The following is a 21,338-nucleotide window of genomic DNA, read 5'->3' on the forward strand; positions in this document are numbered from 1 at the left end:
TGGAGGTGCAATAGGATGTCCCGAATTGGTAAACGCCCAATCGAGGTACCTGAAAACGTGACTGTAACTGTTTCTGAAAACAACTTCGTTACTGTTAAAGGTCCAAAAGGCGAACTTACAAATACATTTAATACTGATATTAAAATCGAACAAGAAGGCAATGTCATCACTTTGACTCGCCCAACTGAATCGAAACAACACCGTTCAATCCACGGAACTACACGTTCTCTATTGGATAACATGGTAACAGGTGTTTCTAAAGGATTCGAACGCACACTAGAATTAGTTGGGGTTGGGTACCGTGCTCAACTTCAAGGTACTAAACTAGTATTGAACGTTGGATACTCTCATCCGGTTGAGTTCACACCGGAAGAAGGAATTGAAGTAGAAGTTCCTGCTAACACGAAAATCATCGTTCGCGGTATCAACAAAGAACGTGTTGGTGCACTTGCGTCGAATATCCGTAAAGTACGCCCACCTGAACCGTACAAAGGTAAAGGTATTAAGTACGAAGGCGAAATTATCCGTCGTAAAGAAGGAAAAACAGGTAAATAATGCCGCGTAAAGGCATTCGGAAGGAGTGACCACGATGATCACGAAACAAGATAAGAACGCTGTCCGTAAAAAGCGTCACGCACGTGTGCGTACGAAAATCAGCGGATCCGCAGCGCGTCCACGCTTGAATGTATATCGTTCAAACAAACATATCTACGCACAACTAATCGATGATTTAAACGGCGTAACGATTGCTAGTGCTTCCACTATGGATAAAGGGTTCGAATTGGACTCTAAGGCGAATGCCGAAGCAGCAGCTAAAGTCGGCGAGTTGATCGCGAAGAAAGCCGTTGAAAAAGATGTCAAATCGGTTGTTTTCGACCGTGGCGGATACCTATTCCACGGCCGTGTGAAAGCTCTTGCGGACGCAGCACGCGAAAATGGACTGGAATTTTAATTAAGAAGGAGGGACATATTTCATGCGTCGTAATGATCAAAATAGAAGTGAATTCGAAGAACGCGTAGTTACGATCAACCGTGTAGCGAAAGTTGTTAAAGGTGGACGTCGTTTCCGCTTTACAGCACTTGTCGTTGTCGGCGATAAAAACGGACGCGTTGGCTTCGGAACTGGTAAAGCACAGGAAGTTCCGGATGCAATCCGTAAAGCTATTGAAGATGCGAAGAAGAACTTAATCGAAGTGCCAATGGTTAAAGGAACGACTCCGCACGAAATTATTGGACGTTTTGGTGCAGGGCAAATCCTCATCAAACCAGCAGCACCTGGTACAGGAGTTATCGCTGGTGGACCGGTACGTGCGGTACTTGAACTTGCAGGAATCACGGATATCCTTTCAAAATCCTTAGGATCAAGCACACCGATTAACATGGTACGTGCAACAATTGAAGGGTTAAAGAATTTGAAACGCGCTGACGAAGTTGCTAGATTGCGCGGCAAATCCGTTGAAGAACTGTTAGGTTAAGGGGGGAAACACAATGGCAAACAAACTTGAAATCACCCTTACGAAAAGTGTAATCGGCGCGAAGCCGGCACAACGTAAAACAGTTGAAGCTCTCGGTCTGCGTAAGTTAAATCAGACGGTTGAACATCAAGACAATGTAGCGATTCGTGGCATGATCAACAAAGTAAGCCACTTAGTCACTGTTAAAGAACAATAATGCACATTTTCGAAATAAGGAGGTGCCGATAAAATGAAATTACACGATATGAAGCCAGCTGAAGGCGCACGTAAAGCACGTAAACGCATTGGTCGTGGAATCGGTTCCGGTACAGGTAAAACTTCCGGTAAAGGTCATAAAGGACAAAACGCTCGTTCGGGCGGTGGCGTTCGTCTTGGATTTGAAGGTGGTCAAATTCCACTATTCCAAAGACTTCCGAAGCGTGGATTTACGAATATTAATCGTAAAGAATATGCAATCGTGAATTTAGACGTACTTAATCGTTTTGACGAAGGTACCGAAGTTACGCCTGAATTGCTAATTGAAACTGGAATCGTGAGCAATGAAAAATCAGGAATTAAGATTCTTGGAAATGGGACTCTTGAGAAAAAGATTACTGTCAAAGCTCATAAATTCTCTGCTTCTGCTAAGGAAGCCATCGAGAAAGCGGGCGGGCAAACTGAGGTGATTTAATGTTTCAGACAATCTCCAACTTTATGCGCGTTAGAGATATCAGGTCTAAAATCATTTTCACACTATTGGTGCTCATCGTATTCAGACTGGGAGCATTCATTCCTGTCCCGAACGTTGATGCAACTGCTTTGCAACAAACAAACAACCAATTCATTGGATTACTTAACACATTTGGCGGTGGAGCGTTACAGCAGTTCTCCATCTTCGCGATGGGGATCATGCCTTACATCACCGCTTCCATTATTGTGCAATTATTGCAGATGGATGTCGTTCCGAAATTCAGTGAGTGGTCTAAGCAAGGGGACGTTGGAAGACGGAAGCTTGCACAATTCACAAGATATTTCACAGTTATCCTAGCATTTATCCAAGCGATTGCCATGTCATTCGGGTTTAACCAAATGTTTGGCGGTACTTTGATAAAAGACGAAGGAATCTCCACATACGTGGTAATTGCGATTGTCTTGACAGCCGGTACATCATTCCTGCTTTGGCTTGGTGAGCAGATTACTGCAAAAGGAGTTGGGAATGGTATTTCCATTATCATCTTCGCAGGTATCGTTTCAGCTATTCCAAACGCAGTAAACCAATTGTATGCATCACAAATTCAAGATGCGGGTGACGCTTTGTTCATTCGAATTGCTACGATGGTATTATTATTGATTGTCATTGTTGCAGTCATTGTTGGGGTTGTTTATGTACAAGAAGCACTCCGTAAAATACCAATTCAGTATGCAAAACGTACGACTGGCCGTGGTCAAACAACGGCTGGACAACAAACTCACTTGCCATTGAAATTGAATGCTGCAGGGGTAATTCCGGTAATCTTTGCTGTGGCGTTTTTCATCACTCCTCAGCAAATAGCTACATTCTTCGGCGAAAACAGTGTGACAAATTTCATTACAAGAACGTTCGATTATAATGAACCGGTTGGAATGATTCTTTATGTAGCATTGATCCTTGCTTTCACATATTTCTATGCTTTCATCCAGGTGAATCCAGAGAATATGGCAGATAATCTGAAAAAGCAGGGCGCCTATATCCCGGGCATTCGTCCAGGACAAAATACACAAAAATATTTAACAAGCACTTTGTATAGATTGACATTCGTCGGCTCGATTTTCCTTGCTGTCGTTGCAATCATGCCGATTTTCTTCATCAATTTAGCGAATCTTCCACAGTCGCTTCAAATTGGCGGAACAAGCTTGCTCATCGTCGTAGGGGTTGCCCTTGAAACAATGAAACAACTTGAATCACAACTTGTGAAAAGGCATTACAAAGGGTTTATGAAATAATATTCATAATAGGCGGGCAACCTCTATTATGAGTAAGGATGGAGGGCAAGACGTATGAATATCGTATTAATGGGTCTGCCGGGTGCTGGTAAAGGCACACAAGCAGATAAAATTGTCGAAAAGTACGAAATCCCTCATATTTCTACAGGCGATATGTTCCGTGCTGCGATTTCGGAAGGCACGGAACTTGGAGTCAAAGCAAAATCGTTCATGGATCAGGGTGCACTTGTTCCTGATGAGGTTACAATTGGCATTGTTCGTGAACGTTTAAGCAAATCCGATTGCGATAACGGATTCCTACTTGATGGTTTTCCTCGTACAGTTCCTCAAGCAGAAGCACTCGATGCATTGCTTTTGGAGATGGATAGGAAAATTGAACATGTTCTTAACATTAAAGTAGAAAAAGATGAACTTATTGCAAGATTGACCGGTCGCAGAATTTGCAAAGTATGCGGCACATCCTACCATTTGCAGTTCAACCCACCAAAGGTTGAGGGCATCTGTGATAAGGATGGCGGGGAACTTTATCAGCGAGCGGATGACAATCCGGAAACTGTCACGAACCGTCTGGAAGTAAATATGAATCAAACAGCACCGCTCTTGGCGTTTTACGACAACAAAGGCGTGCTGACGAACATAGATGGACAAAAAGACATCATTGATGTTTTCAAAGATCTGGACGCTATCTTACAAGAAAGTGCTCAGTGATCCTTTCCGGACGCAATTCATGCACGCCATATTGCGGGCAGACTTCTCTTATTGCACGGAAAGAGCGTATAATTAACGAGCTGCAAAAGCATATGGTGCCCGGTATAGGAACTGGTGATAATCCACAAGTGGCACTGTTTCGGGTCGTCATTAATGCACATGCCAACTTCAGTGGGTATAATGTATTTGGTGTCCGAAACTGTGTAGCCAGTATGGATAGAACCAACGGCAAATCCGTCGTTTGTGTCTATTCCAATACGATTTTCCACAACAAAAGTCGGGGACTGACTTACGGGAAACGAAGTGTGACAGACGTCTTTCGAACATCACTCATGCAATCCGGACATATGTTGAAGGAAGCTTTGAAGGCGACTGCTGCCGCTCGATGGTTAAAACCTTTATTGGATATAGAAGGGAGACAGGATTGATGGCGAAGGACGACGTAATTGAAGTTGAAGGTACCGTAGTCGAAACGTTGCCGAACGCAATGTTCAAGGTAGAGTTGGAAAATGGTCATACGATTCTTGCACATGTTTCAGGCAAGATCCGCATGCACTTTATCCGTATCCTGCCTGGTGACAAAGTGACGATGGAACTCTCACCTTATGATTTAACACGCGGTCGTATCACATACCGTTTCAAATAATAACTTTTGCAACTCCGGAATATTGAAGGAGGTTGGGTAAGATGAAAGTAAGGCCATCTGTAAAACCGATCTGTGAAAAATGTAAAGTTATTCGCAGACGCGGCCGAGTAATGGTAATCTGTGAAAATCCAAAACATAAACAAAGACAAGGCTAATACAAAGGGAGGTGCACTATCTATATGGCACGTATTGCTGGTGTAGACGTACCGCGCGATAAGCGCGTAGTCATTTCATTGACATACATTTTTGGAATTGGAAAAACAACTGCACAAAAGGTTCTTGCTAACGCTGGTGTTTCTGAAGAAACTCGTGTTCGCGATCTTACTGATGCAGAACTTGATAAAATCCGTGAGCAAATGGACGGTTTGAAAGTTGAAGGGGACCTTCGTCGTGAAACTTCCCTTAACATCAAACGTTTGATGGAAATCGGAAGCAACCGAGGCATCCGTCACCGTCGTGGTTTACCGGTTCGTGGTCAAAACACGAAAAACAACGCACGTACACGTAAAGGTCCTAAACGGACTGTAGCTAACAAAAAGAAATAATAGGTAAAGGAGGTTTTCTGTAGACATGGCACGTAAACAACAAACTCGTAAACGTCGTGTAAAAAAGAATATTGAAACTGGTATTGCACATATCCGTTCGACGTTCAACAATACAATCGTAACGATCACTGATAGTCATGGGAATGCACTTTCATGGTCAAGTGCTGGTGCACTAGGATTCAGAGGTTCTCGTAAATCAACTCCGTTTGCTGCACAAATGGCTGCTGAAACAGCTGCTAAAACAGCTATGGAGCACGGCTTGAAGTCTTTGGAAGTTACTGTAAAAGGACCAGGTGCTGGTCGTGAAGCTGCAATTCGTTCACTACAAGCTGCAGGTCTTGAAGTAACTGCAATCAGAGACGTAACTCCGGTTCCACATAACGGATGCCGCCCACCAAAACGCCGCCGTGTATAATGGTTTGTTCTCCAATTGATTGAAAAGCACAATTTTTGGTAAAAATGAATTGTGTGATTGTTTTTTATATATCTTTTTGATAATCGATTTCAATATGGAACGGCCTATATACTAGACGTTTTGAAGGAGGGTAAATGCATGATCGAGATTGAGAAGCCGAAGATTGAAACAGTTATGATCAGTGAAGATTCCAAGTTCGGAAAGTTTATTATCGAACCGTTGGAGCGTGGATATGGAAATACTTTAGGGAATTCCTTGCGCCGCATTCTTCTTTCCTCATTGCCAGGAGCTGCCGTGACATCTATCCAGATCGACGGGGTTCTTCATGAATTCTCTACAATTGAAGGTGTCGTTGAAGACGTTGCAACAATTATTTTGAATGTGAAGAAACTTGCTCTCAAAATCTATTCAGATGATGAGAAAGTGATTGAAATAGATGTGAAGGGTGAAGGCACAGTCACTGCTGCGGATATTACTCATGATAGTGATGTCGAAGTATTGAACCCGGAACTTCAAATTGCAACACTTGGTAAAAACGGTCATCTACGTATGCGTATGTACGCTGTCCGTGGTAGAGGATATGCACCTTCTGATCAGAACAAACGTGAGGATCTTGCGATTGGTGTTATTCCGATCGACTCTATTTACACTCCAGTTTCACGCGTCAATTTCCAAGTCGAGAATACTCGCGTAGGTCAAAGTACTAACTTTGATAAGTTGACGTTTGATATTTGGACAGATGGCAGTATCGGTCCGAAAGAAGCTGTTTCGCTTGGAGCAAAAATCCTGACGGAGCATCTGAACATTTTCGTTGGCATGACTGACGAGGCACAAACTGCTGAAATTATGGTAGAAAAAGAAGAAGATCAAAAAGAGAAAGTTCTTGAGATGACTATCGAAGAATTGGATCTATCAGTGAGATCTTATAATTGCCTAAAACGCGCAGGCATCAATACTGTACTCGAACTTGCGAACAAGTCCGAAGACGAAATGATGAAAGTGCGCAACCTAGGCCGTAAATCACTTGAAGAAGTGAAGGCGAAATTGGACGAGTTGAACCTTGAGTTGCGCTCGGAAGATTAAACAACTAGATTGAAGGAGGGAAACTTCTATGGGTTACAGAAAACTTGGACGCACAAGTTCACAACGTAAAGCAATGCTTCGCGACTTGGCTACAGACCTAATCGTGCATGAGCGCATTCAAACAACAGAAGCGCGTGCGAAAGAATTACGTTCAGTCGTTGAAAAAATGATTACTCTTGGTAAACGCGGTGACTTGCATGCACGTCGTCAAGCAGCACAATTCATTCGTCGCGAGTTGGTAACAACTGCTGATGAAGAAGGTAATGAGAAGGAAATCTTTGCAATTCAAAAGCTTTTCGATAACGTTGCACCACGTTACGCAGATCGCCAAGGCGGTTATACTCGTATCATGAAAATGGGACCTCGTCGCGGAGACGGAGCACCTGTTGTTGTAATCGAGTTAGTTTAATAATGCGTAGGGCGCCTGCCTAAACGCGACAGGCATAAGACGGATTGGCGAAGCGGCATTTTTTGCTGCACAGCCAAGATGGCTTATGACCCGAGCGTTTGGCGCCCGGAGCTGGAATGTAACAACAAAAGGGTGTGTCTGGCATACGCACAGCCACACCCTTTTCTTATCTAAATGATTTATACGACAAATATTAAAAGCTGAGTGTTACGATCGACGGTATAGCCGATCGGTCTAGCTCTACGCATCTCATCCGCTGATCCGGATTGAGCACCCGGCATCAGAATAGATAAAAGCGCATTCTTCGGATGAGGTGCGCGCTTTTTTTATTTATACTCAGAAATTGTTGTAGTATTCTTGTTTTTTATACATAATCGAAGGAAACCGGAGGTGAAAGATGTGAAAGAAATTTTATCATTGGATCATGTTTCCTATACATACGAATCTGTTGAAGGTGAGTCCCGTAAGGCGGTTGATGATGTGTGTTTCACCGTTTGGGAAGGGGAATGGATTGCGATTGTTGGTCATAATGGGTCGGGTAAATCAACATTGGCTAAATTGATGATAGGTCTTTTATTCCCCGAAGCTGGTAAGCTTAGTGTTTTCCTCGAAGAACTGAACACTGAAAACCTATGGGATATCCGTTCCCGGATTGGCATGGTTTTTCAAAATCCGGATAACCAATTCGTAGGTTCGACTGTTCAGGACGACGTGGCATTCGCACTCGAGAATAACGGTGTTCCGTTTGAACAGATGGTGCCAAGGGTCCATGATTCGCTTGCTCAAGTGAACATGGAAGAATTTCTGGATCATGAACCCCACCACCTCTCGGGGGGACAAAAACAGCGGGTGGCTATTGCAGGTGCACTTGCAATGCGTCCCAAGCTTCTGATTTTAGATGAGGCGACTTCTATGCTTGATCCACAAGGTCGAGATGAAGTGATTAAAGTCGTTGATGAATTAAAACAAACAACCGGACTCACTGTTATTTCGATTACACATGATCTTGAAGAGGTGCTGTTGGCTGACAAGGTCATCGTCATGAATGATGGGAAGATGATGATGAGCGGAAAGCCTGAAGAAATATTTTCTCATGACGAGCAACTTGAGGCGATTGGGTTGGACTTGCCTTTCGCATCAAGACTATCAAGATTACTCCGTGAGGAAGGTATTGCAATACAAGGTCAACATACGACGGAAAAAGAGTTGGTGAATGAACTATGGACATTTCACTGCAACAAGTAGGATATTCATATGCATCAGGGACACCATTTGAAAAAAGGGCGTTGCATGAAGTGAATGCCACTATTAAATCGGGCTCCTATACAGCGGTCATTGGTCATACTGGGTCTGGTAAATCGACATTGCTTCTTCATTTAAATGGTCTTCTGAAACCTACCGAGGGAACGGTACGCGTTGGGGACGTCAACATAACTGCCGGCACAAAAGCTAAAGAATTGAAAGAAATACGCAAACGCGTCGGCATTGTCTTCCAATTTCCGGAGCATCAACTGTTTGAGGAAACTGTGGAGAAAGATATAATGTTTGGTCCGATGAATTTCGGAGTTCCTGCCGAAGAGGCAAGGCGCCGTGCTCATGAGCTGATCAAATTACTTGGATTGCCAGAAGACGTTGCAGAAAAATCACCTTTTGATTTATCTGGTGGGCAAATGCGCCGGGTGGCGATTGCAGGAGTCCTTGCTTTTAAACCATCCATATTAATCTTAGATGAACCAACTGCAGGACTTGACCCGCGTGGACGGAAAGAAATCATGGAATTGTTCAATAGACTACATGAAGAAGAGGGTTTGACTACCATACTTGTCACGCATAGTATGGAAGATGCGGCCAAGTATGCGGATCACATACTTGTCATGCATGAAGGGCGTTCAGTGATGGCTGGAACACCCACAGAGGTGTTTAGTGATGCTGAACGGTTAAAGACCTTCCGTCTTGGCCTGCCGCGTTCTGTGGCGTTCCAGCGCGACTTTGAGAAGCTGACGGGAAAGCCGTTAGGCAAGTTGGCGTTAACCGAGGAGCAACTCGCTTCTGGAATTGCCGCCGCCTTGAAGGATGGTGAGCAATAATGTTGGAGAAAATGATTTTCGGGCGATATGTGCCAGGAGACTCATTCATTCATAAATTGGATCCAAGGTCTAAACTCCTTTTCGTTTTTCTATTCATCATTGCGGTCTTTTTAGCGAATAATACATTTACCTATGCACTCATTCTTACATTTACATTGTTCGTTATTTTCATTTCCCGGATTAGATTATACTTTATATTAAACGGACTAAAGCCGATCCTCTTCTTAATTGTTTTTACATTTCTCATGCACTTTATCTTCACGAAGGAAGGTGCAGTGCTTGTAGATTTGAAGTTTTTGAAAATACATGAAGAAGGGGTTCGGCAAGGGATTTTCATTTCAATCCGTTTCCTTGTACTCGTTCTTATGACGACTGTGTTAACATTGACGACTTCACCTATTTCAATCACGGATGGGATGGAGACATTATTGAATCCCTTAAAGCGCATTAAATTGCCGGTCCATGAATTAGCGTTGATGATGTCGATTTCATTGCGCTTCATTCCTACTTTGATGGATGAAACGGATAAAATATTGAAGGCGCAGCTAGCGCGAGGATCCGATTTAACGAGTGGGACGATAAAGGAGAGAATCCGAGCTGTTGTGCCGCTTCTTGTTCCCTTATTTGTGAGCGCGTTCAAAAGGGCGGAGGATCTTGCAATCGCGATGGAAGTGCGGGGATATCGCGGTGGAGAAGGAAGGACGAGGTATCGCCAGTTGAATTGGCAAGGACGCGATACATTGGTTATCATCGTTTTTATCATTTTGGTAGCCGCTCTCGTTTGGTTGAGAGGAGGTAGCTGAATGAAACGGGTAAAGGCCACAGTCGCTTATGATGGCACGGATTTTGCGGGATACCAATCTCAGCCGAATATGCGGACCGTGCAATCTGTTATCGATAAAGCGCTTGTTAAGCTTCACAAGGACAAATCGATCTATTCGGTAGCAAGTGGACGGACGGACGCCGGTGTACATGCCTTTGGACAAGTGATCCATTTTGACACGCCGTTAAATCTGTTTCCTGACCGTTGGCGGATGGCGTTGAATGTTTTATTGCCGAAGGATGTAAGAGTTGTTGACGTTGAATTTGTGGATGATGAATTCCATGCGCGCTATTCTGCGACGGGAAAGACATACATGTACAAATGGTCAAGAAGTGAGATACAAAGTCCTTTTGAAAGGAATTATGTAGTTCACCTTGGGAAGTGGCGTCCGGATATTGAACGGATGCGTGAGGCTGCCACGTATTTCATAGGGACGCATGATTTCACAAGCTTTTGCTCTTCGAAAACAGCAACTTCAAGTAAAGTACGGACCGTACGTGAACTAACAGTTGTTGAGCAAGGCGAAGAGCTAATCATGACGATTGAAGGCGATGGTTTTCTATACAATATGGTACGGACGATTGCAGGCATGCTTTTCGCTGTAGGCATTGGTTGGAACGAGCCATCAGACATGAAAGAAATGATCGAGGCTAAGGATCGTAAAAAGGTAGGCAAAACAGCGCCAGCACACGGTTTGTACCTGATGAACGTGACGTATGAGGGCTGAGCCAACTTTTCCTGGCGTTTTCTTAGAAAGTGCTTGACTTCTGAGCGTATTCGATATAAGATGATTAATGGTATTTCAATAACCCCACAATAAGCCCCGGAAAGTTTATTTGTGTTTAGGGATAGAGAAAACAACGGAACAGATTGATATTTTTAGGAGGAAACATAAATGCGTACAACATTCATGGCTAAAGGTCACGAAGTAGAGCGTAAATGGCTCGTTGTCGACGCTGAAGGACAGACGCTTGGTCGTCTTGCTTCTGAAGTTGCAGCGATTTTGCGCGGCAAAAACAAACCTACGTTCACACCACACGTTGACACTGGTGATCACGTGATCATCATCAACGCTGAGAAAATCCAATTGTCTGGGAATAAATTAAAAGATAAAATCTACTATCGCCACTCTGGCTATACTGGTAATATGAAACAACGTACTGCGCTTGAAATGCGTACGAACTATCCAACTAAAATGTTGGAACTTGCGATTAAAGGGATGCTTCCAAAAGGCCCACTTGGTCGTCAAACAATCAAAAAACTTCATGTCTATGCTGGAGCGGAACATCCACATACGGCACAAAAACCAGAAGCATACGAGCTTCGTGGATAATTAAGAGGAGGAAACACCTTTGGCACAAGTACAATATATCGGCACTGGCCGTCGTAAAAGCTCAGTAGCTCGTGTACGTCTCGTTCCTGGCGAAGGCAAAATTGTCGTCAACAACCGTGACGTAGAAGACTACGTACCATTCGAAACACTTCGCGAAGTAATCAAACAACCACTTGTAGCGACTGAAACACTTGGCAGCTATGACATCCATGTAAACGTCCACGGTGGCGGTTACACAGGACAAGCAGGCGCTATCCGTCACGGCGTAGCTCGCGCTCTACTTACTGTAGACCCTGACTTCCGCGGCGTATTGAAATCAGCAGGATTGCTAACACGTGACTCACGCATGAAAGAACGTAAAAAATACGGTCTTAAAGGCGCTCGTCGTGCACCACAATTCTCAAAACGTTAATATTAGTTTTACCAATGTTTACAGCCTCTTCCCGAGTATTCGGGAAGGGGTTTTTTATTTATTTCATTGATAAAACGAATATCCTTCCACCAATAGCGGGAGACTAATCGATATCAGTTCAAATATGTTAGGGGAGATACTATGCAATACATCTGGGGGATTTTTGGCATCATTGGGATATTAGCGATTGCATGGTGCCTGTCAACAGCGCGAAAATCCATCAACCCAAGAACGGTTTTCGGAGCATTGGCGATACAAATTATTTTTGGTTTTGCAGTGTTGAAATGGGAGTTCGGAAGGACAATTTTGGAATTTATTTCAGGGGTCGTCCAAAAAGTGATTGACTCATCCAACGCTGGAATTCAGTTCTTGTTTGGCGGCGTGTTGGGGGTTGAGGGTGTGGGTTTCACCTTCGCGTTTCAAGTGTTACCGATTATCATTTTCTTTGCTTCCTTAATAGGGGTACTCTATTATTTAGGGATTATGCAGTTTGCGACGAGAATTGTCGGCGGACTTTTGGCAAAAGCCCTAAAGACAAGTGAAACCGAATCAATGTCGGCGGCTGCCAATATCTTTCTTGGACCAACAGAAGCCCCGTTAGTTGTAAAACCTTATATCGAAAAAATGACTAAATCAGAGTTGTTTGCAGTAATGGTAGGGGGGATGGCCTGCGTATCGGGTGCAGTGTTAGGCGGTTATGCTTTGTTAGGTGTTCCTATTGATTATTTATTAGCTGCAGCTTTCATGGGTGCACCTGCAGGATTATTATTTGCGAAAATCATTGTCCCTCAAACTGAAACATTGAACACAGCTGAAAATGTTCGGATGGTCAAAGATGAGGAATCTAAAAACATTATTGATGCAGCATCTCGCGGGGCGATGGATGGATTAAAAATAGCAGTCGGTGTAGGTGCACTGTTACTTGCATTTATATCCCTAATCTTTTTAGCTAATGTGATTATCGGAGCGATTGGCGGACTTTTTGGGTATGGTTCATTAACGATCGAACAGATATTAGGTTATCTTTTCTTCCCACTCGCCTTCCTCATTGGAGTTCCGTGGGATGAAGCATTACAAGCCGGTTCATTTATAGGCCAAAAATTTGTACTGAACGAATTCATTGCCTACACATCTTTTGCGCCGGAAATAGTCAACCTCTCACCTAAAAGCGTTGCTATGATCACTTTTGCGCTATGTGGCTTTGCCAATCTCTCAGCGTTGGCCATGCTCGTCGGAGGTTTAGGTGGAATGGCCCCGTCGAGAAGAAAGGATATTTCCGAAATGGGATTACGTGCAATCATCGGTGGAACGCTCGCCAATCTGTTAAGTGCGGCTATTGTGGGGATGTTTATCTAACCCTGATTCAAAGTACTGGACTATACACATCGCACTTATTTAAGATGGGGGTGTATACAAGGAGGATCTGACATGAAAGAAATAACGACAGAAGAATTACAAGAACAACTAAAAACTGGAGCGGTTCTTCACATGATCGACGTGCGTGAAGATGATGAAGTAGCACAAGGAATGATTCCGGGAGCTATTCATATCCCGCTTGGTGAGTTGTTAGGACGTCTGGATGAAATCGATCAAGCTAAATCGTATATTATGATTTGTCGATCCAGTGGACGTAGTGGCCGGGCATGTGAATTTTTAGAAGACCAAGGATATGACGTTACAAACATGGTTGGCGGCATGCTGGATTGGCACGGAGAAGTTAAATAACTATTTGAAACGAGGGGGGCCACTGCGGCCTCCTTTTTTCAAATTGGCACGGCTTATCCATAAGAAAATACAAGCAGCCATATCTAATCATATCTTGGCCCATTTCTGCGTATAGTGTGGAAAAAGGCGGTGTGGAATTTGAAGCGATGGCTGATCGTCGGATTATTATTTGCGACCTCTCTTCTAGTAGTAATTTATGGAGTGAAGGCTTCGGACCGTGGGTTTTTCATGCCCGAGCAGTTAGGTGGGGTTAAGATCGTTATTGACCCGGGACATGGTGGATTGGATGGAGGAGCTTCTTTCGGGGATGTGATTGAAAGGGACATTACCTTGAAAATTGCACATGACTTGAAAAAGAAGCTTGAAAAGAAGGGTGCAATGGTTGTGATGACACGTGAAAAGGAAGGCGATGCAATTGCGGAACACGCACCAGGTGAAAAGTTTGGAACAATCCGGCAACGAAAGCTTGCAGATTTAAAGTTGCGGGAGAGCATAGCCATTGAGGAGAATCCCGATATGTTCCTTAGTGTACATGTCAATGCAATTCCTCAAGAAAAATGGAGAGGCTCTCAAGTGTTTTACCATGCTGAAGGACACCCTGGTGGGGAATTACTAGCTAAGTCAATTCAAAGCTCTTTCCGTAATACGCTAAAGAATACGGATCGTGAAGCACTGTCCATAAAAGGTGTATATTTGCTGAAAAAGGTTCCGATGCCTTCTGTTCTCATTGAAACTGGATTTATTTCCAATCCCGAAGAGCGGGCGCTTTTAACAGATCCGGCTTACCAGTCGAAGGTGGCAGATGCCATTATTGAGGGAATCGTCCAATTTTACCTCTCTGAAGAAAATTGAGGGCGATTACTGACTTTGTGTGGGATTCACTATGGTATACTTAGAGGTGATCGAATAAACCTCTAAGGAGTGGCCAAATTGATAAATGAACAAATTGTCCGTGACGTTGTAGGCGAGTTAAAGGATCCGTTTTTACATAGAACACTTGCGGAAACTGATGGGATTATCAGCGTATCGGTTAAACCGGAGAAGAAGCATGTCAGTGTAAAATTGGCCATCGCCAAAGTCAACACGGCGGAGCAAATGAATTTACAAATGAAAGTGGTTGAAGTCATCAAAGCTGCAGGCGCTGAATCGGTTGGTATCCGATTTGAACAGCTGCCACCAGCTGCACTTGAAAAATTCCGTGGAACAGCAAATGAATCGGAAGCACAGGATTTACTCTCACCATTAAATAATATTGAATTCATATCCATTGCATCAGGGAAGGGTGGGGTTGGTAAATCCACCGTTTCCGTCAATTTAGCAGTATCACTTGCCCGTCTTGGTAAAAAGGTTGGTTTGATTGACGCAGATATTTACGGCTTTAGTGTGCCGGATATGATGGGGATCACTGAGTTGCCTGTCGTAAAAGAAAATAGGATTATTCCGGTTGAGCGTTTTGGAGTAAAAGTAATATCGATGGGATTCTTTGTGGAAGACAATGCGCCTGTAGTATGGCGTGGACCGATGTTAGGGAAAGTGCTTGACCAATTTTTCCGTGATGTAGATTGGGGCCCGCTTGATTATTTGATACTTGACTTGCCACCTGGCACGGGAGATGTCGCACTTGATATCCATCAAATGATTCCTTCATCAAAAGAAGTTGTCGTTACGACTCCACACCCTACAGCTGCTTTCGTAGCCGCGCGTGCTGGGGCAATGGCGCTTCAGACTGATCATTCGATCCTTGGAGTCATCGAAAATATGGCTTGGTTCGAGTCGAAAGTAACTGAAGAGAAGGAATACGTTTTCGGTCAAGGTGGAGGAACACGTCTTGCTGAAGAATTGCGTACTGAACTATTAGGGCAAATCCCTCTTGGTCAACCAGACTGGAGTGAAACGGATTTCGCACCTTCTGTCTATGCTCAAGATCATCCAATTGGAAAAACCTATGCGAAAATTGCTCAAGTGATTATAGATAAAACACAAAAATAAAAGCGGAGATGGAGGTCATTTGCCTCCGCCTCCGCTTTCTCCACCTCCACCTCCACCTCCACTGCCACCGCCACCGCCTTGCCCGCCACCAGATTGTCCGCCTGATTTCCCAGTAGGAGCCACTTCGCCGGCTTTCAATATTAATTCCTGCCACTTTGCTTTTAATAAAGGACTGTTAATCGTCTCTTCAATTGATTTCTCCATTTGTTTTTTCATACCGGCCGATTGCAAGATCGTCTCAAGTTGCTTTTGCATATCTGGTTGTCCAAAAAACTCCACCATCTCATTTTGAAAAGATGAGTCATTTATTAACTTTTTCATAATATCTTGTTGTTGATCTTTCATACTTTTAGCAAGTGCCTCTGAAAACTTCGGATCTTCAAAAGCATGCTTCCAAAATTCCTGACCTTTATTCGATAATAATGTATCCTCAATCGACTTCTTCACTTCCGGCTGTTCTAATACAAGTAGCTCACGGAATTCTGCTTCACCAAGCATTTTCCGAATAGCTTTTTTCCCATCCTCTGTCTGCAATGCATCCGTCATCATTTTTTTCATCTCATCGTAATTCGGAGTTTGTTGCTGCATGCTACATCCCGACAAGAGTATGGCAAGTACAAGTAAATGAACCCATTTTTTCTTCATGGAATCAATTTCCCTTCCGATTGCGTTTTCATTTATTGTTCACAAAATAGGAGAGAATATGCATCTGATGCTCAACTAAATAGATTTTTCAACAAAACGTTGATACACTATAATAAGCAATTGAAAAACGGGGGAACTATATCGTGACCATACGAAATTGGATAAAATTCTTTTTTAATGCATTGATAATCGGAGGACTTGTCACGGCTATCATCGGGTTGATAGTTCGTTGGGAGTTTTTCTCGCAATATTTGTCAAACGGGGAGTATTTGGAGTTTCTTGGTGCCTTTATTTGGATGATTTTTCTTGGGTTTACGATGAGTGTCGTTGCTCAAATGGGCTTCTTTGCTTACTTGACGGTGCATCAATTCGGTGTCAATTTGTTTAAATCATTGACATTATGGAATTGGGTACAGTTATTGATCATTGCAGTCGTACTTTTTGACCTAATATTTTTCAGATTCCAGCTGACAGAGGGTAATACAGGGCGCACTCTTTTGTATATAACATTGTTAGTTTCATTGCTTGCAGTTTCCATTGTAACTGCTTATTTCAAAGCAAAATGGACGAAAAAGCACACTCTTATTTCAGCATTGTTTTTCATGATTGTTATTACGACCCTTGAGTGGCTGCCAGCGTTGATGGTACGTTCAGGAAACATCGATTCGTGGGTAACAATTTTATTATTCCCACTTCTTGCAGTAAATGCCTATCAGATTCTTATGTTGCCTAAATACAATCGCCAGTCCGATGAAGATAAAGCAAAACTTGATGCTCGAAAGAAAGCAAGAAAAGCAAGTATGAAAACGGCCAAAGCAAAATGAATAAAAGCACAGTACCCCTGACGTGGGGTACTGTGCTTTTATTCATTGTTTTTTTGATCGTCCAGCTTCGGGCGCCAAGAGCTCGGGTCATAAGTCGAAGTTAGTGCGTAAACCGCCACTTCATATCTTCGTCTTATGCCTTTCGCCCCTAAGCAGGCGCCCTACGCTTTTGGTTAATCAGGTATTTTCTTCGTCTTGATTGACATATTAAACAGAACATCCTCCAAAGATTTATATTGGCGGGTTTCATTGAGCGTAATTAAATCAGCCAACGTAACGCGATCTTCACGAAAATGCGGTATTGAAATGATTTCACCTTCCAAAACGGGAGGCGGTTCACCCCTGCTCCATTGTACAGTGGAACCAAGCGCATTCACTTCTGTATCCCAAAGAGCATTGCGTAAAGAGTGGGGGAAAAACTCGTCCGAAGTCCTGAACCATAATGGTTTCGAACCGAATAATTCCTCGTATTTTTCCAACTGCCCAATGAGAAGAGGAGTGTTTTGTTCATACTCCGACCCCGCATGTCCCAACAGACCGGTCGGAATATTACGTTTCTTGATCATTTCTACAATTTCTGGAAAGCGATCTGCCCAGTCCATATCAAGAAGAAGTAAAGGATAAGGAGCTTTCAATTCACGAATCAACTGCTCCACTTCCTCATCGCCAAAGGAAATATTGATAGTCAATGCAGAACCTGACATCCCTCTGACGATGACCTCATGCGGCTCGTCCGTCAACCTGAATACCGATTTTAGGGAATCAGTGTTAGGTATGCCTGGAAAGATCAAGGCGGCGGCAGTGCAAACGAAAATGAGTAGTATTAATTTTGTTCTCAAGTCACATCCCCTTTGAAACGCAATCTATAAATTACTTTATGACAAAGGCTTGACCAATATGATTGGAACATGCTACTATGAAAAAGTCGTTGAGGCATAGTTTGGAAAAATAGTTGATTCGTTTTGGATTTTAAGCTATACTATGTTTTGTCGTTGGAATATAAAAATACTATTACGATTCCGCAGTAGCTCAGTGGTAGAGCAATCGGCTGTTAACCGATCGGTCGTAGGTTCGAGTCCTACCTGCGGAGCCATTTTTATGCTTCCATAGCTCAGTAGGTAGAGTGCTTCCATGGTAAGGAAGAGGTCACCGGTTCGAATCCGGTTGGAAGCTCCAGTGATCTTAAAGAAATTCAGAAATAGGGTTGCATACTGATTTCAAATTTGTTACTATAACATTTGTGCGATTCGCACACACCATTTCCATTATCAACGGCCCCTTGGTCAAGCGGTTAAGACACCGCCCTTTCACGGCGGTAACACGGGTTCGAATCCCGTAGGGGTCACCATGTTTGTTCCTTTTAAAAAGATGTGCAGCTTATCATAATTTTAACCTGGTGGGGTAGCGAAGTGGCTAAACGCGGCGGACTGTAAATCCGCTCCCTCAGGGTTCGGCGGTTCGAATCCGTCCCCCACCACCATTTATACATACACCTGGGAAGCAGCTTATCACGATTTTAACGTTGGGGTATAGCCAAGCGGTAAGGCAACGGACTTTGACTCCGTCATTCGTTGGTTCGAATCCAGCTACCCCAGCCAATCATTTTTTTCGCAACACGAAAAAAATGATTTGCGAGTAATACCGAAAGGTATTAGGAGCAAAAGGTTTTGAACTGCGAGTAACACCAAAGACGTAAAGAGCAAATGGTTTAATTACCAAACCAATAAAAACCTATTAAAAACAATTCACCCAACAACCACATACATCACAAAACCAAAACCCTTCCATAAATGAAAGGTTTTTTTATTTCTCCAAAACCCCCTACAAGTTCAAAAAAAATTCAAACATCCAACTTTCAATTACAAAATTGGCAGGTAATATAAAAGGTATTGTATAATAGAAACACTTATAAAATAATGGATACAAAAGTTTAAGTTAATGCTTGAATTTATGCACCAATACCTAACAATTTGTTTTTTGATTATTGATCAACTTAAAAACTTTACTATTGTATGGAAAGTATTTTTAGTTGGTCAGATATCAGCAAAGGAATTTTCCTAACGCAAATACGTAATTCAATTTGTATTGTATCTATGGTTTTCAGACTGGAGGAAAGTAATATCCTATGCATGATTATATTGAAATGATGCAAAAAATGACGGGTGCTGGAAATAAGCAAGATGTAGAGAAAATGTTAGGTGATATTGCATTCGCTTTGGACAAATCAGCCATCGTCGCCATCACCGACCGTACCGGGAAAATCACTTATGTTAATGAATTATTTGTGAAAATGTCCAAATATAAATCCCATGAATTGATAGGATCGACCCACTCGATGATCAACTCAGGCCTTCATTCGAAACAGTTCTTTAAAGACATGTGGGCGACAATCGGCCGGGGGGATATATGGCATGGTGAAATTCGGAATCGAGCAAAGGACGGAAGCTTCTATTGGGTCGATACGAAAATTGTACCTTTTTTGAACGAAAAGGGGATTCCAAACCGTTACATCTCGATTCGATATGATATTACGGAACGAAAAAACTTGAAAGAGAAGATACTCAAAGATGCGGAAGTGTATCGGTTAATAACTGAAAACGCCTCTGATTTTATTTCCGTAATCGATCTTGAAGGCAACTTCCGTTATGTGTCCCCAAACCATGAATCATTATTAGGGTATGACCTGAGTAAACTCCAACACACCAATTTCAATACGATTGTGATGGACGGGGATCATCCTGCATTAAACAGAGCGTTGCATTTGGCTAAATATTCCTCTACGGCAACGGTTGAATTCCGCATTATAGACAACAATCGTTCAGTTAGAATGATGAAAGTGAATTTGCATCTTATTAAGGAAAAAGGGGAGTATTTTAATCACCTTGTGGTAGCGATGCACGATATTACAATCCAGAAGGAATCTGAACAACTTATACGTGAATTGGCTTTTAAAGATCAGCTAACCTCACTGTTGAACCGCAAAGCATTCAGCGAAAAGCTTTATACAGTATTGGAGTCTGCTAAAAAAAGAGAATCCACATTAGGGTTGGTTTATTTGAACATAGACCGTCTTCGACATGTTAATGATTCGTTCGGACATAAAATTGGTGATTATGCTCTATCTGTTATTGCAAATCGTTTAAAAACAATTCTTAGCGATGAGGATATTATCGGTCGAATTTCAGGTGATGAGTTTTCCTTCACATTAAAGGATGTTAAAAATGAGGAGGAAGCAGAGCGCTTAACTGCTGAAATAAAGTCTCGCTTAGAAATGCCGATTCAGTCTAATGAAGAATCTTTCAGTATTTCCACAAGTTGCGGAATTGCACTTTTCCCCAAGCATGCCAAAACGCCAACGGATCTAATTATGAATGCTGGAAAAGCACTTCATTATGTAAAGGAGCATGGTGGCGGAGATTATCAAATGTTTGAGCCGGGAACCGCAGCTAAAACGTTGGAGCGAATCCTTTTGGAGAATGAATTACGAAAAAGTGTTCAAATGGGATATTTCACGCTTGAATATCAACCGAAAATGAATTTAGTGTATGGAGAATTATCCGGAGTTGAGGCGTTGGTTCGTTGGAATCATCCTGATCTTGGCCGTATTCCTCCCGATAAATTCATTCCTCTCGCGGAGGAAACTAAAATCATTCTACCTTTAGGTGAGTGGATTTTACGGGAGGCCTGTAAGCAGGCAGCCTTATGGAAACTTCAGGGCTATGCGTCAATTCCCATTGCAGTAAATATGTCAACGGTCCAACTTGAGGATCCGGAAATCGTAGAGACGATTGAAAGAATTATGTTGGAAGAGGGAGTAGGTCCTGAACAGATTGAGATTGAACTAACAGAAAGCTCCTTCGCGGATCGTGATGAAATGCGATATACCATTCAAAAAATCCGTGATTTAGGAATAGTGGTGGCTATAGATGACTTTGGAACAGGTTATAGTACGTTTAGTTACATTAAGGAATTACCTGCGGATATATTGAAAATCGACATGTCTTTCATTCGAGATATCGATGTGAATGAAAACAGCCAAGCCATCGTAAAAGCGATTGTTACATTGGCCGATACGGCGGGTCTGAACGTAATTGGGGAGGGAATAGAAACTATTGAACAAGTAGGAATCCTTCGGCGACTCGGTTGCAGGGAAGGACAAGGCTATTTGTATAGTAAACCCCTACCGCCCGATGAAATTGTATATATGTTTCCAAAAGTAGAAAGATGAATAAATATCCGTAAATTTGTCGAGTTGAG

General features: G+C 42.8%; 28 protein-coding genes and 5 tRNA genes. 31 read left to right on the forward strand and 2 right to left on the reverse strand.

Annotated elements, in window-relative coordinates; translation table 11 throughout:
- Window positions 1-15 precede the first annotated feature (15 nt).
- From rplF to ACFPZG_RS18365, 24 genes are all read left to right on the forward strand, one after another.
- A complete protein-coding gene (gene rplF, locus ACFPZG_RS18250) occupies window positions 16-555 on the forward strand; it encodes a 50S ribosomal protein L6 (RefSeq protein WP_283733654.1) in 540 nt (179 codons plus the stop codon).
- A gap of 34 nt (window positions 556-589) precedes the next feature.
- Complete coding sequence (rplR, locus tag ACFPZG_RS18255; protein ID WP_283733655.1) at window positions 590-952, forward strand: 50S ribosomal protein L18; 363 nt, start codon at window positions 590-592, stop codon at window positions 950-952.
- Window positions 953-974: 22 nt separating this feature from the next.
- Entirely contained in the window at window positions 975-1,475 is a 501-nt protein-coding gene (gene rpsE, locus ACFPZG_RS18260; protein WP_317940536.1) for a 30S ribosomal protein S5, read from the forward strand.
- A 13-nt stretch (window positions 1,476-1,488) separates the two neighbouring features.
- A complete protein-coding gene (gene rpmD, locus ACFPZG_RS18265; RefSeq protein ID WP_060203446.1) occupies window positions 1,489-1,671 on the forward strand; it encodes a 50S ribosomal protein L30 in 183 nt (60 codons plus the stop codon).
- A 33-nt stretch (window positions 1,672-1,704) separates the two neighbouring features.
- A complete protein-coding gene (rplO, locus tag ACFPZG_RS18270) occupies window positions 1,705-2,145 on the forward strand; it encodes a 50S ribosomal protein L15 (RefSeq protein ID WP_283733657.1) in 441 nt (146 codons plus the stop codon).
- Complete coding sequence (gene secY, locus ACFPZG_RS18275) at window positions 2,145-3,437, forward strand: preprotein translocase subunit SecY (protein ID WP_317940537.1); 1,293 nt, start codon at window positions 2,145-2,147, stop codon at window positions 3,435-3,437. The genes rplO and secY overlap by 1 nt, the downstream gene beginning before the upstream one ends.
- A gap of 54 nt (window positions 3,438-3,491) precedes the next feature.
- Window positions 3,492-4,145, forward strand: coding sequence for an adenylate kinase (locus ACFPZG_RS18280; protein ID WP_283733658.1), 654 nt, complete (start codon window positions 3,492-3,494; stop codon window positions 4,143-4,145).
- Window positions 4,142-4,573, forward strand: a complete 432-nt coding sequence (locus ACFPZG_RS18285; RefSeq protein ID WP_317940538.1) for a hypothetical protein — start codon at window positions 4,142-4,144, stop codon at window positions 4,571-4,573. Before ACFPZG_RS18280 ends, ACFPZG_RS18285 begins: the two co-directional genes overlap by 4 nt.
- Entirely contained in the window at window positions 4,573-4,791 is a 219-nt protein-coding gene (gene infA / locus ACFPZG_RS18290; RefSeq protein WP_060203457.1) for a translation initiation factor IF-1, read from the forward strand. Before ACFPZG_RS18285 ends, infA begins: the two co-directional genes overlap by 1 nt.
- Window positions 4,792-4,832: 41 nt before the next feature.
- Window positions 4,833-4,946 carry a 50S ribosomal protein L36 gene (rpmJ, locus tag ACFPZG_RS18295; RefSeq protein WP_076758849.1) on the forward strand — a complete coding sequence of 38 codons (114 nt, stop codon included), beginning with the start codon at window positions 4,833-4,835 and terminating at the stop codon, window positions 4,944-4,946.
- A gap of 24 nt (window positions 4,947-4,970) precedes the next feature.
- Window positions 4,971-5,336 (forward strand): 30S ribosomal protein S13, encoded by a 366-nt coding sequence (gene rpsM, locus ACFPZG_RS18300; RefSeq protein ID WP_283733660.1) that lies wholly within the window; start codon window positions 4,971-4,973, stop codon window positions 5,334-5,336.
- Window positions 5,337-5,361: 25 nt separating this feature from the next.
- Window positions 5,362-5,751, forward strand: coding sequence for a 30S ribosomal protein S11 (rpsK, locus tag ACFPZG_RS18305; RefSeq protein ID WP_009499031.1), 390 nt, complete (start codon window positions 5,362-5,364; stop codon window positions 5,749-5,751).
- Window positions 5,752-5,889: 138 nt separating this feature from the next.
- Window positions 5,890-6,834, forward strand: a complete 945-nt coding sequence (locus tag ACFPZG_RS18310; protein WP_147057420.1) for a DNA-directed RNA polymerase subunit alpha — start codon at window positions 5,890-5,892, stop codon at window positions 6,832-6,834.
- A 28-nt stretch (window positions 6,835-6,862) separates the two neighbouring features.
- Window positions 6,863-7,243, forward strand: a complete 381-nt coding sequence (gene rplQ, locus ACFPZG_RS18315; RefSeq protein ID WP_283733661.1) for a 50S ribosomal protein L17 — start codon at window positions 6,863-6,865, stop codon at window positions 7,241-7,243.
- 399 nt (window positions 7,244-7,642) lie between these two features.
- Window positions 7,643-8,488 (forward strand): energy-coupling factor ABC transporter ATP-binding protein, encoded by an 846-nt coding sequence (locus tag ACFPZG_RS18320; RefSeq protein WP_317940539.1) that lies wholly within the window; start codon window positions 7,643-7,645, stop codon window positions 8,486-8,488.
- Complete coding sequence (locus ACFPZG_RS18325) at window positions 8,464-9,330, forward strand: energy-coupling factor ABC transporter ATP-binding protein (RefSeq protein WP_317940540.1); 867 nt, start codon at window positions 8,464-8,466, stop codon at window positions 9,328-9,330. Before ACFPZG_RS18320 ends, ACFPZG_RS18325 begins: the two co-directional genes overlap by 25 nt.
- Window positions 9,330-10,133: an energy-coupling factor transporter transmembrane component T family protein gene (locus ACFPZG_RS18330; protein ID WP_317940541.1), complete on the forward strand. Its 804-nt coding sequence runs from the start codon at window positions 9,330-9,332 to the stop codon at window positions 10,131-10,133. Before ACFPZG_RS18325 ends, ACFPZG_RS18330 begins: the two co-directional genes overlap by 1 nt.
- Complete coding sequence (truA, locus tag ACFPZG_RS18335) at window positions 10,134-10,880, forward strand: tRNA pseudouridine(38-40) synthase TruA (protein WP_283733663.1); 747 nt, start codon at window positions 10,134-10,136, stop codon at window positions 10,878-10,880. It begins immediately after the preceding gene.
- Window positions 10,881-11,048: 168 nt separating this feature from the next.
- A complete protein-coding gene (gene rplM, locus ACFPZG_RS18340) occupies window positions 11,049-11,486 on the forward strand; it encodes a 50S ribosomal protein L13 (RefSeq protein ID WP_283733664.1) in 438 nt (145 codons plus the stop codon).
- Between the two features lie 19 nt (window positions 11,487-11,505).
- Window positions 11,506-11,898: a 30S ribosomal protein S9 gene (gene rpsI / locus ACFPZG_RS18345; protein WP_283733665.1), complete on the forward strand. Its 393-nt coding sequence runs from the start codon at window positions 11,506-11,508 to the stop codon at window positions 11,896-11,898.
- A 141-nt stretch (window positions 11,899-12,039) separates the two neighbouring features.
- Complete coding sequence (locus tag ACFPZG_RS18350) at window positions 12,040-13,254, forward strand: NupC/NupG family nucleoside CNT transporter (RefSeq protein ID WP_283733666.1); 1,215 nt, start codon at window positions 12,040-12,042, stop codon at window positions 13,252-13,254.
- Window positions 13,255-13,326: 72 nt separating this feature from the next.
- Window positions 13,327-13,623, forward strand: coding sequence for a rhodanese-like domain-containing protein (locus ACFPZG_RS18355; RefSeq protein ID WP_283733667.1), 297 nt, complete (start codon window positions 13,327-13,329; stop codon window positions 13,621-13,623).
- Window positions 13,624-13,761: 138 nt separating this feature from the next.
- Window positions 13,762-14,475 (forward strand): N-acetylmuramoyl-L-alanine amidase, encoded by a 714-nt coding sequence (locus tag ACFPZG_RS18360; RefSeq protein WP_317940542.1) that lies wholly within the window; start codon window positions 13,762-13,764, stop codon window positions 14,473-14,475.
- 78 nt (window positions 14,476-14,553) lie between these two features.
- A complete protein-coding gene (locus tag ACFPZG_RS18365; RefSeq protein ID WP_283733668.1) occupies window positions 14,554-15,612 on the forward strand; it encodes an Mrp/NBP35 family ATP-binding protein in 1,059 nt (352 codons plus the stop codon).
- A gap of 15 nt (window positions 15,613-15,627) precedes the next feature.
- On the opposite strand, the gene gerD is transcribed toward ACFPZG_RS18365, so the two are convergent.
- Complete coding sequence (gerD, locus tag ACFPZG_RS18370; RefSeq protein ID WP_283733669.1) at window positions 15,628-16,257, reverse strand: spore germination lipoprotein GerD; 630 nt, start codon at window positions 16,255-16,257, stop codon at window positions 15,628-15,630.
- A 143-nt stretch (window positions 16,258-16,400) separates the two neighbouring features.
- On the opposite strand from gerD, the gene ACFPZG_RS18375 reads away from it, so the two are divergent.
- Complete coding sequence (locus ACFPZG_RS18375) at window positions 16,401-17,081, forward strand: KinB-signaling pathway activation protein (protein ID WP_317940543.1); 681 nt, start codon at window positions 16,401-16,403, stop codon at window positions 17,079-17,081.
- A 173-nt stretch (window positions 17,082-17,254) separates the two neighbouring features.
- On the opposite strand, the gene ACFPZG_RS18380 is transcribed toward ACFPZG_RS18375, so the two are convergent.
- Window positions 17,255-17,920 (reverse strand): polysaccharide deacetylase family protein, encoded by a 666-nt coding sequence (locus tag ACFPZG_RS18380; protein WP_317940544.1) that lies wholly within the window; start codon window positions 17,918-17,920, stop codon window positions 17,255-17,257.
- 179 nt (window positions 17,921-18,099) lie between these two features.
- Here ACFPZG_RS18380 and ACFPZG_RS18385 point away from each other — a divergent pair.
- The 6 genes from ACFPZG_RS18385 (at window position 18,100) to ACFPZG_RS18410 (ending at window position 21,309) form a co-directional block, all read left to right on the forward strand.
- A tRNA-Asn gene (locus tag ACFPZG_RS18385) sits at window positions 18,100-18,174 on the forward strand.
- A 7-nt stretch (window positions 18,175-18,181) separates the two neighbouring features.
- Window positions 18,182-18,257: transfer RNA gene (locus ACFPZG_RS18390), tRNA-Thr, on the forward strand.
- A gap of 97 nt (window positions 18,258-18,354) precedes the next feature.
- Window positions 18,355-18,429 (forward strand) — tRNA-Glu (locus ACFPZG_RS18395).
- Window positions 18,430-18,476: 47 nt separating this feature from the next.
- Window positions 18,477-18,561 (forward strand) — tRNA-Tyr (locus ACFPZG_RS18400).
- A 43-nt stretch (window positions 18,562-18,604) separates the two neighbouring features.
- Window positions 18,605-18,679 (forward strand) — tRNA-Gln (locus ACFPZG_RS18405).
- 527 nt (window positions 18,680-19,206) lie between these two features.
- Window positions 19,207-21,309: an EAL domain-containing protein gene (locus tag ACFPZG_RS18410; RefSeq protein WP_317940545.1), complete on the forward strand. Its 2,103-nt coding sequence runs from the start codon at window positions 19,207-19,209 to the stop codon at window positions 21,307-21,309.
- Window positions 21,310-21,338: the final 29 nt, after the last annotated feature.

Origin of the sequence: Sporosarcina thermotolerans (assembly GCF_042658975.1) — a bacterium.
Lineage (GTDB): Bacteria > Bacillota > Bacilli > Bacillales_A > Planococcaceae > Sporosarcina > Sporosarcina thermotolerans.